Annotated in this window: 17 protein-coding genes; 8 read left to right on the top strand and 9 right to left on the bottom strand. The window is 48.5% G+C overall.

Going from position 1 to position 18,151, the window contains the following annotated elements; translation table 11 throughout:
- Positions 1–243: 243 nt before the first annotated feature.
- Both R7Z41_RS11540 and R7Z41_RS11535 read left to right on the top strand, forming a co-directional pair.
- Positions 244–486, top strand: a complete 243-nt coding sequence (locus tag R7Z41_RS11540; protein WP_005434233.1) for a type II toxin-antitoxin system Phd/YefM family antitoxin — start codon at positions 244–246, stop codon at positions 484–486.
- Positions 487–499: 13 nt separating this feature from the next.
- Complete coding sequence (locus tag R7Z41_RS11535; protein WP_225477246.1) at positions 500–835, top strand: type II toxin-antitoxin system RelE/ParE family toxin; 336 nt, start codon at positions 500–502, stop codon at positions 833–835.
- Positions 836–888: 53 nt separating this feature from the next.
- Here R7Z41_RS11535 and R7Z41_RS11530 read toward each other — a convergent pair whose 3' ends face one another.
- Entirely contained in the window at positions 889–1,986 is a 1,098-nt protein-coding gene (locus R7Z41_RS11530; RefSeq protein ID WP_225477248.1) for a YdcF family protein, read from the bottom strand.
- Positions 1,987–2,285: 299 nt separating this feature from the next.
- The gene (locus R7Z41_RS11525) at positions 2,286–3,185 is read right to left on the bottom strand and encodes a GyrI-like domain-containing protein (RefSeq protein ID WP_042522251.1); all 900 of its coding nucleotides are present in this window, start codon (positions 3,183–3,185) and stop codon (positions 2,286–2,288) included.
- Positions 3,186–3,369: 184 nt separating this feature from the next.
- Here R7Z41_RS11525 and R7Z41_RS11520 point away from each other — a divergent pair, with 184 nt between their 5' ends.
- Positions 3,370–4,233: a helix-turn-helix domain-containing protein gene (locus tag R7Z41_RS11520; RefSeq protein ID WP_225477250.1), complete on the top strand. Its 864-nt coding sequence runs from the start codon at positions 3,370–3,372 to the stop codon at positions 4,231–4,233.
- 91 nt (positions 4,234–4,324) lie between these two features.
- The gene (locus R7Z41_RS11515) at positions 4,325–4,912 is read left to right on the top strand and encodes a GNAT family N-acetyltransferase (RefSeq protein WP_225477252.1); all 588 of its coding nucleotides are present in this window, start codon (positions 4,325–4,327) and stop codon (positions 4,910–4,912) included.
- Positions 4,913–4,993: 81 nt separating this feature from the next.
- Here R7Z41_RS11515 and R7Z41_RS11510 read toward each other — a convergent pair whose 3' ends face one another.
- From R7Z41_RS11510 to R7Z41_RS11485, 6 genes are all read right to left on the bottom strand, one after another.
- Positions 4,994–5,260 (bottom strand): DUF2999 family protein, encoded by a 267-nt coding sequence (locus tag R7Z41_RS11510; protein ID WP_004746427.1) that lies wholly within the window; start codon positions 5,258–5,260, stop codon positions 4,994–4,996.
- A 103-nt stretch (positions 5,261–5,363) separates the two neighbouring features.
- Positions 5,364–6,473, bottom strand: coding sequence for a lipocalin-like domain-containing protein (locus tag R7Z41_RS11505; RefSeq protein ID WP_065275543.1), 1,110 nt, complete (start codon positions 6,471–6,473; stop codon positions 5,364–5,366).
- Positions 6,473–8,983 carry an ABC transporter permease gene (locus tag R7Z41_RS11500; protein WP_225477254.1) on the bottom strand — a complete coding sequence of 837 codons (2,511 nt, stop codon included), beginning with the start codon at positions 8,981–8,983 and terminating at the stop codon, positions 6,473–6,475. Before R7Z41_RS11500 ends, R7Z41_RS11505 begins: the two co-directional genes overlap by 1 nt.
- Complete coding sequence (locus R7Z41_RS11495) at positions 8,970–9,680, bottom strand: ABC transporter ATP-binding protein (RefSeq protein WP_064355001.1); 711 nt, start codon at positions 9,678–9,680, stop codon at positions 8,970–8,972. Before R7Z41_RS11495 ends, R7Z41_RS11500 begins: the two co-directional genes overlap by 14 nt.
- A gap of 226 nt (positions 9,681–9,906) precedes the next feature.
- A complete protein-coding gene (locus tag R7Z41_RS11490; RefSeq protein WP_005374689.1) occupies positions 9,907–10,152 on the bottom strand; it encodes a DUF3297 family protein in 246 nt (81 codons plus the stop codon).
- Between the two features lie 105 nt (positions 10,153–10,257).
- On the bottom strand, positions 10,258–12,249 hold the full coding sequence (locus R7Z41_RS11485) for a U32 family peptidase (protein ID WP_005374691.1): 1,992 nt from the start codon (positions 12,247–12,249) through the stop codon (positions 10,258–10,260).
- A 227-nt stretch (positions 12,250–12,476) separates the two neighbouring features.
- Between R7Z41_RS11485 and R7Z41_RS11480 the strand changes: the two genes are divergently transcribed.
- On the top strand, positions 12,477–12,923 hold the full coding sequence (locus R7Z41_RS11480; protein WP_206953091.1) for a DUF302 domain-containing protein: 447 nt from the start codon (positions 12,477–12,479) through the stop codon (positions 12,921–12,923).
- A 96-nt stretch (positions 12,924–13,019) separates the two neighbouring features.
- Here the strand turns inward: R7Z41_RS11480 and ptsG are convergent, their stop codons facing one another.
- Positions 13,020–14,462 carry a glucose-specific PTS transporter subunit IIBC gene (gene ptsG, locus R7Z41_RS11475; RefSeq protein WP_213914717.1) on the bottom strand — a complete coding sequence of 481 codons (1,443 nt, stop codon included), beginning with the start codon at positions 14,460–14,462 and terminating at the stop codon, positions 13,020–13,022.
- A gap of 264 nt (positions 14,463–14,726) precedes the next feature.
- On the opposite strand from ptsG, the gene R7Z41_RS11470 reads away from it, so the two are divergent.
- From R7Z41_RS11470 to R7Z41_RS11460, 3 genes are read left to right on the top strand one after another with little or no spacing between them, the layout of a single operon-like run.
- The gene (locus R7Z41_RS11470) at positions 14,727–15,434 is read left to right on the top strand and encodes a response regulator (protein WP_005383484.1); all 708 of its coding nucleotides are present in this window, start codon (positions 14,727–14,729) and stop codon (positions 15,432–15,434) included.
- Positions 15,424–16,854, top strand: coding sequence for an ATP-binding protein (locus tag R7Z41_RS11465; RefSeq protein WP_017634508.1), 1,431 nt, complete (start codon positions 15,424–15,426; stop codon positions 16,852–16,854). The genes R7Z41_RS11470 and R7Z41_RS11465 overlap by 11 nt, the downstream gene beginning before the upstream one ends.
- Positions 16,855–16,856: 2 nt before the next feature.
- Positions 16,857–18,101 (top strand): ABC transporter substrate-binding protein, encoded by a 1,245-nt coding sequence (locus tag R7Z41_RS11460; RefSeq protein ID WP_225477256.1) that lies wholly within the window; start codon positions 16,857–16,859, stop codon positions 18,099–18,101.
- The last annotated feature ends 50 nt before the right edge of the window (positions 18,102–18,151 follow it).

Genomic DNA, 18,151 nt, shown 5'->3' with positions numbered 1-18,151 from the left:
AGATAAGGAAGCCTGCAAGTACGCAGGCTTTTTCTATATTTGAAGTAAGAGTCTAAATTTAAACTTAATTTAGTTTGTTCGAAATGCACAGGTATAGTTGGCAAGATTAGGTCAAAATCTAAACGAAAAATAGAATGTGATTAGCACTTTCTATTGATTCAAATATTTCGGTCAAACCTGCAGTATAGCTCGGCTGGTTTCGCTTGTTGTTAAACCAGCGAGGTTGCCGATAGGAGTCATGTGATGAGCACTGAAACGGTAAGTTATCTAAAAAAGAATGCTGCGAAGCTTGAACTGGATGAACCAATGACGATTACGCAAAATGGTAAGCCTGTTTATGTCGTTGAGTCTTATGAAGAACGTCAGAAGCGTGATGAAGCCATTGCTTTAATGAAGTTTGTTAGCTTTGCTCAAAATGATGTTGCGAATGAACGTGTAAAGTCATCAGAAGATATGAAGAGCACGTTAGCAGCACTCAAAGATTGAGTTTGACACGAGCATGGAAGCAAAAGTTCTCTATACACAAACCTTTGAAAATACGGCTACTCAGAGTATTAACTATTTATCGAACTGGAGCGCTCGCAACGATGTGATTGATAGATTAATTACGGTTCAGCAGAGGTTTGAACACAACGTTTTGAATAACCCGTCTATCTATCTTCCTTGTTATGAACTGACAACCATCGGTGTTTACGACATCCGGCAATTCAGCTTTGATGGATTCAAGCTGCTTTACCGAATTGGTGACAAAAATACTATCTATGCTCTAGTGATTCTGAGCGACAAACAAAACCTACAAAACGCATTGATTGACCACTGCATCATGTTCAAATGATTCTATGAGAGACCGCATTAACGCGGTCTCTTTTGCTTTCTGGCTCTAGTGTATTAACGTGACTCTAGCGGGTAGGAGCGGTAGCTCCACATGCCGTAAGTACGCAGTGCATCGCGGTAAATACCAAGCAATTCGCCATCGCTGGCTTTGGCTAATTCTTTCAGTGGCTTGTCTGGGTAGCTCACTGTGTCAAAAGTGATGTCTTGTGGTCCAGTTTGCCAGCTTGCGATTTCAAACAAGGTTTGACCACGGCGTACGTGGCTCGCTGAGCTGATGATGGTCGCGTGTTTAATGTTATGACGTGCCAATGCGTAGCTGCTGAATAGAGCGTTACCTACCGTGCTGGTGGCGTAGTTTTCTTCAATGATGCGATCTTTGCTGATGCCTTTTTCAATCAGCCAATCCGCCATTAACTTGCCTTCGGTTTTGTGGTTCTTTGGTACGCCGCCCGTCAATACGATCAACGCGTCTGGGTTTGCTTTTGCCATGGCTAGCGTGGTTTCCAAACGCTCAACCAAGATTTGATGCATTGAACCATCTGGGTTCAGCGCGTATCCCAATGTGACGATTGCGCCTTTGTCATCCAATTTACCTTTGTCGGCTTTCTCTTTTAGTGGCGTGGCAAGTACGCGGTCTACGGTGTCGAAGATGCGTTGGATGTCTGCGGCTTTACCTGCATTGAGCTTAGTGAGCGTCGCCATGTGTTTCGCTGATTCCGCTTGGTTGCCCTCAAAGCGTTGCCATACCGCTAAGTAAGCGTGCAAATCCACATCATCTGGTGCAACAGAAAGGGCTTGTTCAAACAGTTCAATCGCGCGGTCTGCATTCTTGTTGTAGATCTGCGCGTTTGCTGCAGAAATCAGTAGGTCAGTACGGTACGGCTCAAGTTTGTACGCTTCTAATAAGCGGTCGGTAACAATCTCCATGTTGCTCGGCATTTTGGCGGTAAAACCCGCATGCGAGATACGCGCAGGGGATTTGAATGCTTGTACCGCGTCGTTGAGAAGTTGGTCGACAACCTGACGTTTAGTGACGATTTGTGAGTAATCGGCGGAAGATTGGACGGCAGCATCGTTAGCCGCGATAGAGTATGGGGCAGCAGTCAGCGCAATCACGCTACCAAGAGCAATGGCAAGTAAGTTCTTCTTCATGGAATGTCCTAGAGGTGCTGTAGCACCTAGTTTTTATTGTGCCTAGCGTTGTAGGTCGAACGGGGTCGATGGAGTTTTTTTCAGTCTAGGTTCGCTCCATGAATAATCTGTGAAATGAATCCCAACTCAGTCGAGCGAATGAACGCGCGTAGTCAAAACGCGAAGTAGGATCACGAAAATAAAAAGGTATTCGTTCGTATTCTAAGTAATTGGATTAAAAGATAAACAGCGTTTAGAAGAAGGGATTTAAGCGACCAGAGTAAGAAATGAAAAAGCCTGCAACGATGCAGGCTTTTGGTTTATTTGATGGCAGTGCAGAAGCTAACGTCTGCATGGTGCGTTTGTGGGTCGAAGCTGTGGTAAAGCTCAAAGCAAGGGCGGTCGTCGTTCTCAATACCGGATTCAATTACCTTGCTCATGACATCATCCCACGCTTTTGAGTATTGGCTCGGGTCAGTAATGTGCTGGCGCATCACCGCATATTGACCGCCGGGGAAGTCTTGCAGCTCAATGCCTTTCGGAACTTCCGTGTCTTCTGGCACCATCAAGCAGATATCAGTACGGCACTTCTCGTCTGGCGTGATTTCAGGATTGTCATGGTAGATGAAGATGCAGGTATTGCCTGCCAAACCTTTCATTCCTGCCCATTGATACAGGCGACCTGATGGCTCTTCATAGCCTTGGCCGTAAGGGCCGTTTACGCGAATGTAAGCCAGTTTTGCTTTTTCAAAGTTTTGCGTTTCCATTGTCGTGCTCCATTTGGTGAGTTCAGAGCCAGTATATGAATCGCTTGGTGTCACTTCGTTTCCATTCTTGCGCAACGTGTGTCCAATCTTGCTGTTTCGTGCTAATTCAGAAAATTGCTGATAGTTTTCGCAGTCACGAAAGGCCGTAGGTGTAACGCCATAATGTTGTTTGAAGGCTTTGGCTAAGCTCTGTGAGCTAGAAAATCCGTACTCTAGGGCAATGTTCAATACTGGTTGCTTGGATTTGAATAAGTCATCGGCGGCGGCTTCTAGACGCAAACGTCGAATGAAATCAGCCAATGTCTCGCCTTGCACGGCTTTGAAGGTGCGATGAAAGTGATAAGGAGAAAGGTTCGCCAGCGCGGCCACTTCTGGCAGGTTGAGTGGTTCATTAAAGTGTTGTTCTAAAAAGCGAATCACAGGAACCAGTCGTTGGTGGTAGTCGACGCGCATCGGGGTATTTCCTTGTTCTGTTCAGCTTGTATTCTCTGCTCAAAGCCTACCGCAATCCAACAAGCTTGCAAGGGAGCAGGGTGAGAAATGCGTGGCGAGATGAGCATCAATCAGTCACACTCAACGAACAGATGTTTAAGCAAAAACGTTGCGCTCATTATCTTTACTAACCGCTAGGACAATCATGATAGCTTGGAAACAGTCTCTGCCAGAGTACAACTGGCTCATTCATCAAATTTGGTACTTGGAAGTGCCAGAGGGTGAAGTCATTGACCCCAAGCCGTACCTTATCCCAAACCCGCGCGCTCATTTACTCTTTACGCCATCAGAGCAAGACTACAGCTACGACACGGGAGACACAAAGCTTACTGGCAAAGGCTGCCATTTATTAACGGCTAACGAACATTTGCTGCTGTTGGAAGATACGGCTCCCATCAAGCGTATTGGTATCACCTTTCGCCCAGAGGGTTTGTATGCCATTGAGTCACGGTTTACTGAGGCATCCCAAGTTGCAGCAATTAACCAATGCGAATGGTTTGATTGGCTCAACACGGCCTTTGATGAGCGCTTTCAACAAGGGTTATGGCAGCTAGAGTTGCAAGATTCACCGCAATGTTTGCTGAACTACATCAAACAACATCTAGATGCGTTAGATATCGAAGCTTGCCGTACCAAACCGTTTTTGGCATCACAAAAAGCGGTGTCGGTGATGGATGCTCAAGCGCTACGTTCACCTGAGTTAGCGATGGATGTTGATGAGATAGCCAAACAATGCGCCTGTTCTCGAAGAACGCTTGAGCGCAGTTTCAAGCAGGTGGTGGGGTTGAGTGTTAAGCAGTATCAACAAATGGCACGTCTGGAGCAGATGATTTTGACCCTCTACAAGCAACAAGAGGCGATTGATTGGGCGAGCTTCTCACAGCAATTTGGTTTCAGTGACCAATCGCATTTGATTCGTACCCTCAAACAGCAGCTAAGAAAAACACCGAGCAAGTACTTGAAAAAGCGCGACTTAACCATCGATATCTATGGCGATTTTGAGTCGTAATACATCGCTAATCAGCCCGAAAGTTGTCGCAAAAATCCAATTTTTCTCTTATTCGCTGGGCTACTATTTTCAGCAGATAACGAGGTAACACATGTCATATCAAAAACTAAAACAAGGCGAAGCCATCCCATTTAACGAATCGTTGACTATCCAACTGATTCAAGGCTCTGATCTACAAGATATTATCGAGATGTTGAACGACGATAAGGTCAATCAGTATCTATTCTTCGCACCTGCTGACAACAGCTTATATGAGGGTTTCTTGGGCCCTATTATCGAAAATACGGCACAAGCGATCAAAGAAGGTGTTTGGCCAGACAGCCCAACGTTCGTGATTCGTGACCAACAAGGTCAGTACATGGGAATGTGTGCGGTGACCGCAGTGATGTTCTTAACTGGCAACTACGAAGTGGGTTATCAGTTACCTACTTGCGCATGGGGCAAAGGCGTTGCGACTCGCGCTTGCCAAATGATGACCGAGATTGGATTTACTGAGCTAAACGCCCATAAAGTCAGTGCCGATTGCTACGCTTCTAATGCTGGTTCTTACAAGACGTTAGAGAAAAATGGTTTTACTCAAGAAGGCCGTCAGAAAGACTACTACAAACTAGAGCAAGGCTTTGACGATAAACTTTACTACGGTATGACCGCAGAACAATTCGCGTCTTTAAATCGCTAATAATTAGCTAACAAAAAAGGCTGTTAACCCACATGTTCGGGGTAACGGCCTTTTCTATATTCAGCGCTAAATGGCTAAGACTTAGTTGCCTTGGTTTTGGCTTTGAAGCTTCTCTTTTGCTTCTTCAACCTTTGAGAAATCCAATCCCAACTCGTCTACGGCTTCTTTAATTAGCGCAGGGTTTTGCATCACTTGCGCCATCAGCATTTGTAGCTTGTCTTGTGGCAAACCTAGTTGGCTGATTGTTGCCATTGCCGCTAGAGGGTTTTGCGTCAGAGTCTGAAAAATCTCGTTGATTTGCTCATCGCTGATGTTGTTCTCTTTTAGCAGCGCAATAATCGGGTTCATCGCATTTCCTTATAATCATTCATTGGATGACACTGAGGTGCAGTGTATCACTCGGTTACCTGTGTTTGTACTAGCTGAATAATTGGGGTAATCACTCAACTTTTCAATACCCCGTTAGTTCCATATAACCAGTCCCAGAATGAGAGCCCTTAATTCGCACTGGACCTTCCCAGTAAGGCACCGAAAGTGGCATTTTCGCGCTCGGGTTGAGTGCCGAAACCGTAAGCTCGATTTGCTGGTTAGGAATCGACACTTGCCACTGGGTTGGATACTTTCGCCCTTGGATTTCTGTTTGCTTGGTCGCCTTTAACTGAATGTCTTTTTGTGGGATAGCGATACCAGAGCCATCTTGCTGCATCAGCCTTGCGCTGGAGTAACCGGCTGCTCCGGTTTTAGAATCCCGCAATTGGAACACCACCAAACTGGTCTCGTCACTCAACCTTAAGGCAAACCAGTCCCAGCCTTGTTGTGAGTCGAGTAAGAATTGCGAGCTCCACTCTCGATCTATCCAACCTTTGCCGGATACTTGATGGGTTTCTCCGTCGATAGTGACCTCACCGGAGACTTCAATAAACGGTTGGCTGTAATAATACGAAGCCACCTGACCATCGGCACTTTTGGTGCTGTACCCTTGCTCGCCTTGCTTTTGATAAGGTGCGCTGCTGGTAAGGGTCAGCGCATAGCCAAACTGTTCGGAGTTCGCCTTCAATGTGGCAGGGAAGAGGTCGTTGGTTGAAGAGGTCCACTGCCAATCATCGAGATAAACTCGAAATGGTGAAGTGTCGACGCCAGCGAGGGATGTTTGATCGCGCGACCATTTTTCATCGGCGTAGTGTTTGTCCGCGGTCGTGACTGCGCTGTGCGCCATGTAGATTTGTTGAGCTTGCCACTCGGTTTTCTTCACGTCATCTTCGTCCGTTGGCGGCGCAGCAGCAAAGCGAAATTGTGTCCATTGAACGCCAAGTGGGTTGCCATCTTCATCAATTACGTTAGCGGTTAAGTACCACCATTCATGACGAAAGTTTGGGTGCGCTTGATGGTCTGCTGGGAAGGTGAGTTCAATCCCTTTTTCTACGGGAGTGAATAGGTTGCTCTCGCTTTGCGTATCTCCGCTTCCCAGCAACGTGCCCATATTTTTTTGTTGGGGGTCTTCACAACCGAACAGGAATAAGCTGCTTATAAGTAGAGTAAGTTTGCTTGCCAATCGAACCATCACAACACCTCGCTTTGCAAACTGGACACGACAGGCTTGCTGACCAATCGCCACAGTGGAATCAAGGTTGCAATCACTGCCACCAAGATGGTGATCGCCGCAATGCTGAGGGCATCACTCCAATTCCACAGATAATTTAAGCTCCAACCAAAAGCGCGTAGGGTGACGATGTCTGTCAGCACATAACCCACCATGGCTCCGAGGGGCAGGGCGATAACCAGAGTAAAACTGACCAAAGCAACGATCTGTCCGACCACCATGGTCATTAATTTGCGACGACTAACACCAAGTGCGTACAGCCTTGCAATGGCGGCTTTGCGCGCGTCGAGCAACATAAAACAAGCACTGAACAAGCCAATCACCGCGACCATCAACGTCACGCCGTTGAGCGCACGCGTAATGGCGAAGGTCTGCGAGAATATATCCAACGCGATGGATTTGATTTGCGCCTGATCGTAGAGCTGACTTGGATGCAGATTCAATTGCTCGCGCAGTTGCTCGTAGACGATTTGTGGGTCACCCGAGACTTTAATGCCGAGGCTTGTTGGCAGGTCGGTAAACCCGCTCTCTTGCCATAACTTTGGTGCTAATAAGACTTCACCGTTGGGTGAGCCGTAATCATGGAATACCGCGCCCACAAGTAGGTTCTTATTTGGAACGGCATCAAGCGTGAGCTCGCTACCCAGTGATAAACCCAGTTTGACCGCGGTTGGCTCACTGATAGCGACTAACTCACCTTGGTAAAAGCGCGGCCAGAAGTTCTCCAAATGCGATTTGAACACCATGGTTTGCTCTAAGGTGTCTTTGTCTTTGGTGCCAAGCAAAATCGGTAAGCCTTGCAGATTATCGTCGACGTAGTATTGCTTGTAGACGGTCTCAACCTTGTCGAACTGCCCTAATGTTCGCTCTACATCAGCGATTTCTCCTTGGGCAGGGCTGACGTAAATGTCGGCGTGTAGCCTTTGTTCTAACCACTGTTTTAGGGTGGATTCAAAGCTGCCAACTAGCGTGTTCATCCCCATATTGGCAGTAACGGCGAGTAGCAGCGCCATCATGGCGAGAGAAAGCGGAGAAATCAGCTCGCGCAGCTCAGCAAACAGATACTGCATCAAACCGGAATTGGTGCGCTTTTCACACCAATTGGCTAACACGCTGAGTGTTTTGGGTAGGTACAAAGGAATCGACACCACAAGCACGCCGAGCCACGCCATGGTGAAGCGGTGATGCTCACTCAGCCATAACCCTGCGAGTGCGAGAGTCGTCAACGCAGCACCTATCACGAACAATTGGTTTTCGTTAGAAGCTTCAGGTGCTTGATAAAATCCGCCATGAGAGGAGAGCGGCTGGCGCACTCGCTGTTTAAAGTGCTGCCAACACGCCAACAGGGTGGCGGCTAACGTGAGCAGCAGGGCTTGCGCCCACCATTGCCACTGCCAAGTGCCGGGCAGCAGTGTCGCGCCATAAAGTTGTTCTAATGTCAGCGCCACGGTCGGGTGCAACCAATGGCTAAGCTGCATGCCCAAGACAAAACCGAGGGAAGCACCGATGGTAACGAGAATAGTGAGTTCAACTAACAGCGCAGAGAACACAATGCTCGGCGCAACACCCGCTTGTTGAATTTGCACTAACAGCCGATTGCGTTTCAGCAAGCTGTACTTTACGCCGTTGTAAGCGATGAACAGCCCGAATAAAAACGCGAGTAAGCTCATTGCGGTGAGGTTGAGGTGAAAGCTGTCGGTCAGCGAACCAAGGTCTGTACTTTGGTTATTGGAAATCCATTGCCCTTGATCGCTAATCAGCTTCTGCCAATTTGCCTGCGTGTCTTTATCCCCTTTATCACCCGAATGGAAAACTGCAATGTAACTGAGCTGCCCTTGTTTATTGAGCAGTTGCTGGGCAAAGCCAATGTCCATCAACATTCGGCTACCTAACTGCCATTCGTCTGGTAGCACCACCACTTGGGTTGGAATGTCATCCAGAGTTAGGGTTTCTACTTCCCCTAAGTTTTGATGTTGAGATTGGCTCATCATCACGATCGGCTTACCGGCCAAAAGCTCAGGTAAAGGTAAAGCACTGTCGAACAAAGACACGTTTTGTTGGTTTTCTGACGAATAGCGCGAACGTGAGGAAATTGCGGCAATCAACTCACTACCTTGCACTGACCAGCGACGCCCTTGTTCGTCTCTCACTCGCCCTTCGATTACAGGTAGTGCTGCACTGAGCCCGTTTTGTCTAAGGGTGAAATAAAGAGACTCGGGCAGATAGTTTTGCCCTGCTGGTGGAATAATTAAGTTCTGAGCTTGTGCGCTAAGCTGCTCGGTAGATTCCGCATAACTTCGTTTGGCATTGAGGTTGATGGCTTGCACCGCAACGAATAAGGTCACAGCCAACACGATACCGATCAGAATCGCGGCGGCTTGCAGTGGCGCCTGCCGATAGTGCGCTGCAAACAGATTCAGGGCGAGTCGAGTATGAGTGAATCTGTTGTTTGATGGCTTAGTTTGCTTCATGGTGAAGCTCATGTTTGTTTACTTGATGGCTGTTCTGTAGCTGACTGTTATCCAATCGCAGCCGTGTTTTCATAAACTCAGCGCATTCAGGGCTGTGGGTGACTAACAGCACTGCCGTATTGCCTTGGGTGGTGATTTCACTGAGTAGCTTCATCACTTCTAACCCCGCTTTTTGGTCGAGGTTACCTGTGGGTTCATCAGCAAGTAGCAGTTTAGGTTTGTGTGCTAAGGCGCGCGCAATAGCGACTCGTTGTTGTTGACCACCGGAAAGGGCAGAAACATGTCTATCGAGCAGTTGGCTGATGCTCAGAGTCTCGACCAAATAATCGCACCAGTCGTTCCATTTCTGTTGATTCAAATGCAGAGGGAAGGCGATGTTTTGCTGCACGTTGAGTGGCGTTAATAGGTTGAATTGCTGGAAGATAACACCGAGTTTTTGGTGTCGAAATCGGCTCCATTGTGGGTCTTTCCAAGCCGCTGTGTTATCACCATCTAACCACAACTCGCCGTCGGAAAGTGGCTCAAAGCCAGCGATGACATTGAGTAAAGTACTTTTGCCGCTGCCACTTGCGCCTGTCAGCGCAACACTCGCTCCTGTGTTCAACGTGAAGTCGACGCCTTCCAACACGCGATGTGTCTCTTTACCATCAACAAAGCTTTTGCTGGCGTGTTTGAGTGTGACAAGTGGGCTTTCCATTTCCTCTCCCTGTATTAAAAAGGTGTCGTTTCTTTTGGCAATCGCTATTGCAGTTCGTTCTTTAGAAACTTTAGACAACAATCAGATAAAAACAGCGATTTACATCGATTTCTTAATAACTTGTACTGAAAAGAAGAGGGAAGAGATTAAATGAGGAAGGGATATGACAGGCATTAAAAAAGCCCGAGTCAAACTCGAGCTTTCAAATACATTCAGCGTGGTCAGCTTACACGTAGTACGCTTCAACTTCGCCTTTAAGCTTGATTAGCATTGGGTTACCGAAACGGTCTTTTGCTTTAGGAGAAGCAATTTTTACCCAACCTTCGCTGATGCAGTATTCTTCTACGTCAGTACGCTCTTGGCCGTTGATACGAATACCGATTTGGTGCTCGAAGCATTCTTTGATGAAGAATGGGCTACGTGGGTTACCCGCTAGGCGATCTGGTAGAGCTGGTTTAGCTGTGTCTGTCATTTTGTGTGACCTAAATTCCGTAAAAAGTGCGCTATTGTAGTCAGTGCACTGTGTGTGTTCAAGATATGTTGAGAGTCGATGCGTTGTTTAACTTTCAAGTAACTCCTACAACCCCTTTAAATACTGCGCGTTGGCTGTTGGTTGAATCATGGCATTCAGCGTTTGGACGGTTTGTTCGCTGTGTTCTTCAAGTAGAGCTAAGAACGCGTCAATCAACTCAGGTTTGCTTGCTGAGACTTTCGTTTCGGTCTGGATATCACGCAGATCGATCAACACATCGGTAAACAATTGCGGCAGATCGTGCAGCACTTGCAGGTTTAAGATGTTGTGCTCGCTGTAGATTGAATTGTGGCTGCCTTTTTGTTTTTGCACCAAGTAAGGATTGTCTTTTAAGTTGATGATAGACGTGCGTTTATCACAGCGTTTCAAACAACTTTTGTTGACCTTCACCTTACGGCATCCTTCGGTTTGTTGAAACAAACATTGGCGGCTCGTGAGTAGAGTGTTCGGGTGATAAATGCTGTAGAAGCTGCGCATGTTTTTCGGACGCTTTATGTGACGCACCTGCTTCATATTCAGCTCGTTAGAAACAAACGCGCCACTTGCCGCGAACTCGTCTTGAAGGCATTTAAACGCGTATGAGTTCACCGTGTTCAGTTGTGGGCCTGCCACCCAGCCTAAGCCGAGCTCTTTTGCGATCATGCCGACACCTGAGTTGTTGGTGATCAACAACTCAGGTTGGATGGTTTCCAAAAATACGCGCGCGGCGTGGTAGTCTTCGCCAATCAAAATGGCTGGGAACCAAGGTTTGAGCATTGGGTTGGCTTGGAACAATTCAATCATCGCGCTCAGTTCACCAGACAATCCCATTGGCAATTGATAGTAAACATCAACGTCGTGGTATTCGCACAGCATGGCTTCTTGTGCTGACGAGATCAGAACCGATAATTTTGGCGCACCTTGGCGAGGTTCTGGTTGAGGTAACGTTGGCAGAGTTGGCACATCAATCGACCCTTTCAAGCTGCTGCCGGATACTTGTGTTGAAGTGACATCGAACGACTTAGTTTGCTCTGCCACTTTCTCAATGATCGCGGTTTTGTCATCGTAGAGTTTCTTTTTCACCGCTTGTACATCATCAGCAGACTGGCATTGGTAAACCTTCGAAAAATGCTTTACAGCATGGTCGCGCGGGTTGTCGATGTACATCGCCTTGCCGAAATCACCTTGCAAAAATGCGTTGGAGAAATCACGGTTGAACACCGTGTATAACTCTGTGGTGTCTTCAGAGAGTTCCAAACCCTCGCACAAGCGATCGATTTGCTGGCGCCAATTGTCGACCACGGTATAGACGTAGTGCGATTTCTTGATTCGCCCTTCCACTTTTAATGAATACACGCCAGCATCGGCAAGCGCTTCCAAGTCCCCAAAGGCGGAGTTGTCTTTCATATTGAGTGGGTAGTTGTTGCCTGTTTTGGTCGTTTCGTACTGTTCGCGACAAGGTTGGCTACAGCGTCCACGGTTACCTGATGCGCCATTGCGAGCGGAACTGATGTAGCAAATTCCGGAGAATCCGATGCAGTATGAGCCGTGGACAAACACTTCCATCATTACGTTGTGCTCGCGACCAAATTGCGCCAGATGTTTTATCTCACTGATGTTAAGTTCGCGAGATAAGTTTACTCGGCTTGCGGTGAGCTGGTTGAGAAAGAGGATTTGGCCTTCGTTATGCGTGTTCAGTTGCGTTGAAGCGTGCACATCCAAATCGGGAAAGTGATGTTTGAGAATGTAGGCCAGACCGAGATCTTGTACGATCACGCCATCGATTTTGGTGGTGTTCAGTTGGCTGAGCAAGCGAACAATCGCTGGAATTTCACTTTCTAAAATCAGCACATTCAACGTTAGGAAAATCTTACAGCTGTGCTGATGGGCCAACGTTAACACGCCATTTAAGTTATCTAAGGTGAGGTTGGTCGCTCGGTTACGAGCATTGAAGCGGTCGAGCCCACAGTAAATTGCATCGGCGCCAGCGGCAATGGCGGCTTTGATGGAATCTAAATCACCACCGGGTGCTAATAACTCAAATTGATCGCGTGTCACTACTTTTCTCTTTCTTACTAAAATAGGCTGCAAATGTTACGTATTTCACGCTTTTGATGCTCGGCTAGTTAATGCTTTATTAATCTGAATCAATTTATCCGTGTTACACGGTCGACTCTTGAGTGGGTAGAGTGCAATTCGCCATAGCGGAATCTGACTTCTATAGTTTTCCTACACTTGGTTTTTCTATATTTAGTTTTCTACTCAGAGAGAGGAAGGGACGACAAATGAAAAAAGTAACCATCGGGTTGGTAGTGGCGTTGACGTCATTGAGTGCGTTAGCTGGTGAGGGTGTGGTAACCGTTGCGAGCACGCATTCAGCAAAAGATACGGCGGATAAATTTGTCGCTATCGCGCAAGAAAAAGGATTGAACGTCTTTGCGCACATTAACCATCAAGAGAACGCCGTGAAAGTCGATATGACGTTGCGACCAACTGAAGTTATCGTGTTTGGGAACCCTAAAGTGGGCACACCACTGATGATCTGTGCGCAGGAAGTGGCGCTAGATTTACCCCAAAAAGTGTTGGTGTATGAAGATGATGAAGGCAAAACGTGGTTAGCTTATAACGATCCTATGTATTTAAAGCAGCGCCATCATATTGAAGGCTGTGACGAGGTATTGAACAAAATCAGCGGCGTGCTGGGCAATTTAACCCACGCGGCGGCGAAGTAGGGCTGGTTATTGGCTTCGCTTTTTTACCTCCGAAAACGAAAAAGCCAACCTCACAAGGAGGTTGGCAAATCTTACCTAGACTGGGGGTAGATAAGATCAGGAGGTGGCGAGTACGCTGTGCACTTCTGACTTAATTGAGTCAGACTGCGTACCGAAAATCGCTTGTAAACTGTCGCCAATCACTAATACATCTCGCGCGCCAAGTGCTTTTAGCTTAGCAACATCAACGTTAGCAATGTTTTTCACCGATACGCGCAGACGAGTGATACACGCATCGACTGACTTGATATTGGCTTTGCCGCCCAATGCCGCTACTACATCCACCGCGATTTCATCAGGCTGTCCGGCAATCTTCACTTCTGCAGTGTCGGTTTCGCGACCCGGCGTTTTTAGATCCAACTTCACAATTAGGAAGCGGAACAAACCGTAGTACAGCGTCGCCCAGATTGGACCGATGATGATGAACATCCACGCGTTGGTCGACATTGGGTAGTAAAGGAAGAACTGGATCGCGCCGTGCGCAAAGTCCGTACTGTGTTTGATTTCCAAAAACGCGGTGATCGCAAACGCAATACCGGTAAGGAAAATATGGATCACGTACAGCACTGGCGCGACGAATAGGAAAGTAAATTCGATTGGCTCAGTGATACCAGTTAACCACGAGGTCAACGCCGCAGACATCATCAAACCGCCGACGATTTTCTTGCGCTCTGGAGACGCGCAGTGGTAAATCGCCAGTGCCGCTGCTGGGAGCGCCCACATGGAGTACATAAAGCCACCAGACAGATAACCTGCGGTTTTATCGCCCGCGAAGAAGCGAGTGAGCTCACCAGTAAACTCTTTGCCGGTTTCTGGGTCTACATAGCTGCCAACTTCGAAGAAGAACGGCGCATTCCAGATGTGGTGCAAACCAACAGGGAGTAATGAACGTTCGCCCGCGCCGTAAACCGCCCACGCAAGTACAGGGTTTTGGTACGCTGCCCAATGAGAGAATGCATCAAGAAGTTGTCCGACAGGTGGCCATGCAAACGCGAGAATCGCACCAACGACGATCGCCGATAAACCGGTGACAATGGGCACAAATCGCTTACCCGCGAAGAAGCCCAAATACTCCGGCAGTTTGATATTGTAGAAGCGGTTGTACATGATTGCCGCGACCGCACCGATAAAGATGCCGCCAAACACCCCGGTTTGCAGCGTCTCAACGCCCATGATGGTAGCATCAGTTTCTAAGCCGCGCAGACCTGTCACAATACCGAGCGATGCGTTCATAATAATTAGGCCAACTAAGCCTGCGAGCGCAGCGGCACCGTCATTGCCTTTTGACAACCCGAGCGCCACACCGACCGCAAACATCAACTGCATGTTGCCGAACATGCCTTCACCGGCGGCGAGCATCACTTTGTTGACCGTGTCTGGAATAAACGCAAACCCCGCGTTACCAATACCCAGCATCAAGCCAGCCACCGGTAACACCGCCACAGGCAGCATCAACGACCGCCCTATTTTTTGTAGTTGTCCAAATATACTTGCAAACATGGTTTCCTCCTGACGAATGCCAGTGTTGTAGGACCTGATTCCTTCAGGTCATGTTGTTTCACGTAAGGTCAGGATGATCATAGCGAGCAAGGCGGCGCCTAAGGTTACAAAAGGCAATCAGTTTGTAAGTGGCCGCTTACAAATCTCTTACACCGAGAAGTAAAATTGCAATCGGCTCGATTGTGAATGTGCGTTTAAGAATGCATCATATTGGCCAGCGCCAAACTCAGGGGCAGGCACAGGGACGGACACAGGGAAAGTAGGATGGAAAACAAGCAGATACTGGTCGTCGATGACAACCTCGACCTTCGCGAAGCATTGTCAGATTACCTTGGTCGCGCAGGGTTTGAAGTGCTTTGCGCAGAAAACGGCGGCGTGATGTGGCAACTGCTCAACGATCACCATCCTGATTTGATCATCCTCGATATTATGATGCCCGGTGAAGACGGTTTTACCCTGTGCCAGAAACTGCGCAAAAACTCCGATATCCCGATCATCATGCTGACCGCCGTCACTGAAGAAGCCGACCGAGTCGCAGGGCTAGAAATGGGCGCCGATGACTACATCACCAAATCATTCAGTCCGCGTGAACTGCTCGCGCGCATCAAAACCATTCTGAGACGCAGCCAATCGACCGCCAATAGCAAACTGACGCGTAAAGTGCGTTTTGACGATTGGTTATTAGATACCGTAACCCGGCAACTGACCCACGTTGCTAGCCGCGAGGTTAAGCAACTGAGTGGCGCGGATTTGTCGCTGCTCGGTTTATTCGTCAACCACGCGCAATCCATATTGTCTCGCGATGACATTGCGCGCGAGATCTGGGGACGCGATGCAGACCCGTTTGAACGCGGCATTGACGTGCAGATCAGCCGCTTGCGTCATCACCTTGAAGATAAAGACCGTTCGCTGATCCTAACGGTGCGCAACAAAGGCTACATGCTGACCACGGACGTGCATTATGAGAATTAAACGCTGGACGGGATCACTGGTCGTTCGCACCAGTGTGTTCTTGTTGCTGGTGATCATTCTGGCGCAGGTATTATCCGGGATTATCTGGTATCAACACGCCAGCGAACGCGATAAAGAAGGCCTGACCACGACAGTCAAAAGCTTAGCATTGAGCGCTTCTTCTACCATCGCCTTCTTTCAAACCCTCCCTTCGGAATATCGCCACTTGGTGCTCAATCAACTACGCAACATGGGTGGTACGCGCTTTTTCGTCTCACTCAACAATCACCAGATTGACGTCGACCCACTGCCAGAGAGCGAGCGCAAAACGTTGGTCATCAACCAAGTTCGCGAGGTATTAGAAAGCGAGCTGAGCGGCATTCCTAATATCGAGGTGGAGTTCACCCAGCGCGACAAACTCAAAGTGTTCAACAACGAGCTACCTATCGACGAACTGCCGCTATTGTGGGCGCATTATTCGCTTTCGTTTGGTGACCTCAATCCGCCTATTCTGGTGATGCAAGTCGAAGTCGCACAGAACGAATGGTTTTATCTCGCGGCGGTGCTACCCGCGCCTTACATCAACCTAGAGACTAACTATTTTGAGCTGCGCCAATGGCTGACGCTATTGCTGTCCGCACTAATGCTCTTGCTGTGTACCTGGTTTATCGTTCGCAAAGAAATTCAACCCATTCGAGAGCTGGCAAAAGCCGCAACCCTGATGTCGAGCCGATTAGACGTGCCCGAAGTCTCTGAGCGAGGCAGCAACGAACTGAAAGCAGCGGTACGTGCGTTTAACAAAATGAATCGACGCATCGACAGCCACATTAAAGACCGCGAGATGCTGTTCAGTGCCATCTCCCACGATCTGAAAACGCCAATAGCCTGCCTAAAACTACGGGCGGAAATGCTGGATGACGACGCCGACCGAGAACGCTTTATCCGCCTGAGTAACGACCTAGATTTGATGGTCAAAGGCGCATTGCAATGCATTAAAGAGACCGATATCCACGAGGAAATCGAGCCGATCAATTTCACCCAACTGATTCAGCACATTTCCGCCAATATCGCCGATGCGCCGGACACAATTCGCATCCACGGTGAAATCCGCACCCACTTTGCTGGTAAACCGTTAGCGATTAAGCGCTGCATTCAGAATCTGGTCGATAACGCGCTCAAATACGGCCATCAAGCGGACATTACGCTGAGTGAAAGCCCAGAGTCGATCCAGATTGAAATTGAAGATCACGGTGACGGTGTTGACGATTTATTACTTGAAAAGCTCTGCCAGCCATACTTCCGCGCTAGCAACGATAAAGAAGGCAGCGGGCTGGGGTTAACCATTTCACAGAGTATTGCAAAGGCTCATGGCGGCAACTTGTTGCTGAGCCATTCTCAGTTTGGCGGCCTCTGCGCCACACTGACTTTCCCGAGAGACTGACTATGAACAAACTGGCATTCTTGTTCCCACTGTTGCTCGCCCCTTGCGTCGCTCGCGCTGAGTCGCCACAAGGGGTAGAGTTTTTACATTGGTGGACTTCTGACGGCGAGCAGCAAGCGCTGCAAACACTTAAAGCTCAGCTAAAACAGCACGATATAGAGCTGCTGCAAAGCCCGGTGTTAGGCGGTGGTGGAGACAGTGCGATGACGGTACTGCAAGCTCGCGCGCTGGCGGGCAATCCACCAAGCTTCGCGCAAATCGAAGGGCCAAGTATTAAAGCATGGGATGCCATCGGTATTTTGCACAACGTCAACGCAGTTGCCGATGAGCAGCGCTGGGACGAGGTGCTCTACCCGCTATCTATCGAAATCAATAAAACACAAAACGGCTACATCGCCCTGCCACTTACGCTGCACCGTTTGAACTGGCTGTGGGTCAACCACAAGCTGCTTAAACAACTGAATCTATCCGCGCCGAAAAACTGGCAAGATATGTTCGCCGCCATGGAGCTTGCGAAGCAAAATGGCATTGTACCGATCGCGGTCGGTGAGCAGCCGTGGCAAGTCGCCCAACTTTTCGAGAACTTAGTGATCTCCACTGGCGGCGTTGAGTTCTACACCAATGCGATGGTCAAACTAGAACGCGACAGCATCGACAGCGACACCCTGCGCCAAGCGTTGACGCAATTTCGTCGCCTCAGTTTGTTGATCGACAACCAATTACCCGACAGTAAGTGGGATACCGCTACCCAAGCGTTAGCCGACGGTCAAGCACTGTTTCAAATCGGCGGTGATTGGATATTAGGTGAGCTGCTCGTCAATCAAGTCTCGGTTCCGCAAGAGGTCGGCTGTTACCCAACGCCGGACAGCGATGGTGTATTCCTCTACAACATGGACAGCTTGGTGTTTATGTCGAGCAAGTCGTTTTCTGCCGAGGCGGCTCAGCAAACCGCAAGCGCGCTGGCAGACGTCGAGTTTCAAGCTAAGTTCAATAAGGTAAAAGGCTCGATTCCGGTGCGTACCGATATCGACATCAGCGATTTTAATCCGTGTCAGGTCCAGTCATATCAAGACTTTCACTACGGCGTTAAACACAACCTCGCTGTGCCGAGTATGATTGATTCAATGGCGGTCAATCCGGTTGCTCAGCAAGCGATAAACTCGGAAATCTTCCGTTTTTACCGCAATCCCAAGATGGAACCCGACGAGCTGATAAAACGCATTATTGCTATTTCGCAAAGCGGTTAATGGCAATTAATTTGTGCCGAGTGGAATAAAAAAGCCCCAATGATTGGGGC

Origin of the sequence: Vibrio sp. 1457 (assembly GCF_033340195.1) — a bacterium.
In the GTDB taxonomy this organism is placed as follows: Bacteria; Pseudomonadota; Gammaproteobacteria; order Enterobacterales; family Vibrionaceae; genus Vibrio; species Vibrio alginolyticus.
This window is presented reverse-complemented; position numbering and strand designations above follow the sequence as displayed.

What these genes read in the sequence shown, in the direction of transcription:
- R7Z41_RS11540 (WP_005434233.1), top strand. Translation starts at nt 244, where the DNA reads ATGAGCACTGAAACGGTAAGTTATCTAAAAAAGAATGCTGCGAAGCTT.
- R7Z41_RS11535 (WP_225477246.1), top strand. Translation starts at nt 500, where the DNA reads ATGGAAGCAAAAGTTCTCTATACACAAACCTTTGAAAATACGGCTACT.
- R7Z41_RS11530 (WP_225477248.1), bottom strand. Translation starts at nt 1,986, where the DNA reads ATGAAGAAGAACTTACTTGCCATTGCTCTTGGTAGCGTGATTGCGCTG.
- R7Z41_RS11525 (WP_042522251.1), bottom strand. Translation starts at nt 3,185, where the DNA reads ATGCGCGTCGACTACCACCAACGACTGGTTCCTGTGATTCGCTTTTTA.
- R7Z41_RS11520 (WP_225477250.1), top strand. Translation starts at nt 3,370, where the DNA reads ATGATAGCTTGGAAACAGTCTCTGCCAGAGTACAACTGGCTCATTCAT.
- R7Z41_RS11515 (WP_225477252.1), top strand. Translation starts at nt 4,325, where the DNA reads ATGTCATATCAAAAACTAAAACAAGGCGAAGCCATCCCATTTAACGAA.
- R7Z41_RS11510 (WP_004746427.1), bottom strand. Translation starts at nt 5,260, where the DNA reads ATGAACCCGATTATTGCGCTGCTAAAAGAGAACAACATCAGCGATGAG.
- R7Z41_RS11505 (WP_065275543.1), bottom strand. Translation starts at nt 6,473, where the DNA reads ATGGTTCGATTGGCAAGCAAACTTACTCTACTTATAAGCAGCTTATTC.
- R7Z41_RS11500 (WP_225477254.1), bottom strand. Translation starts at nt 8,983, where the DNA reads ATGAAGCAAACTAAGCCATCAAACAACAGATTCACTCATACTCGACTC.
- R7Z41_RS11495 (WP_064355001.1), bottom strand. Translation starts at nt 9,680, where the DNA reads ATGGAAAGCCCACTTGTCACACTCAAACACGCCAGCAAAAGCTTTGTT.
- R7Z41_RS11490 (WP_005374689.1), bottom strand. Translation starts at nt 10,152, where the DNA reads ATGACAGACACAGCTAAACCAGCTCTACCAGATCGCCTAGCGGGTAAC.
- R7Z41_RS11480 (WP_206953091.1), top strand. Translation starts at nt 12,477, where the DNA reads ATGAAAAAAGTAACCATCGGGTTGGTAGTGGCGTTGACGTCATTGAGT.
- ptsG (WP_213914717.1), bottom strand. Translation starts at nt 14,462, where the DNA reads ATGTTTGCAAGTATATTTGGACAACTACAAAAAATAGGGCGGTCGTTG.
- R7Z41_RS11470 (WP_005383484.1), top strand. Translation starts at nt 14,727, where the DNA reads ATGGAAAACAAGCAGATACTGGTCGTCGATGACAACCTCGACCTTCGC.
- R7Z41_RS11465 (WP_017634508.1), top strand. Translation starts at nt 15,424, where the DNA reads ATGAGAATTAAACGCTGGACGGGATCACTGGTCGTTCGCACCAGTGTG.
- R7Z41_RS11460 (WP_225477256.1), top strand. Translation starts at nt 16,857, where the DNA reads ATGAACAAACTGGCATTCTTGTTCCCACTGTTGCTCGCCCCTTGCGTC.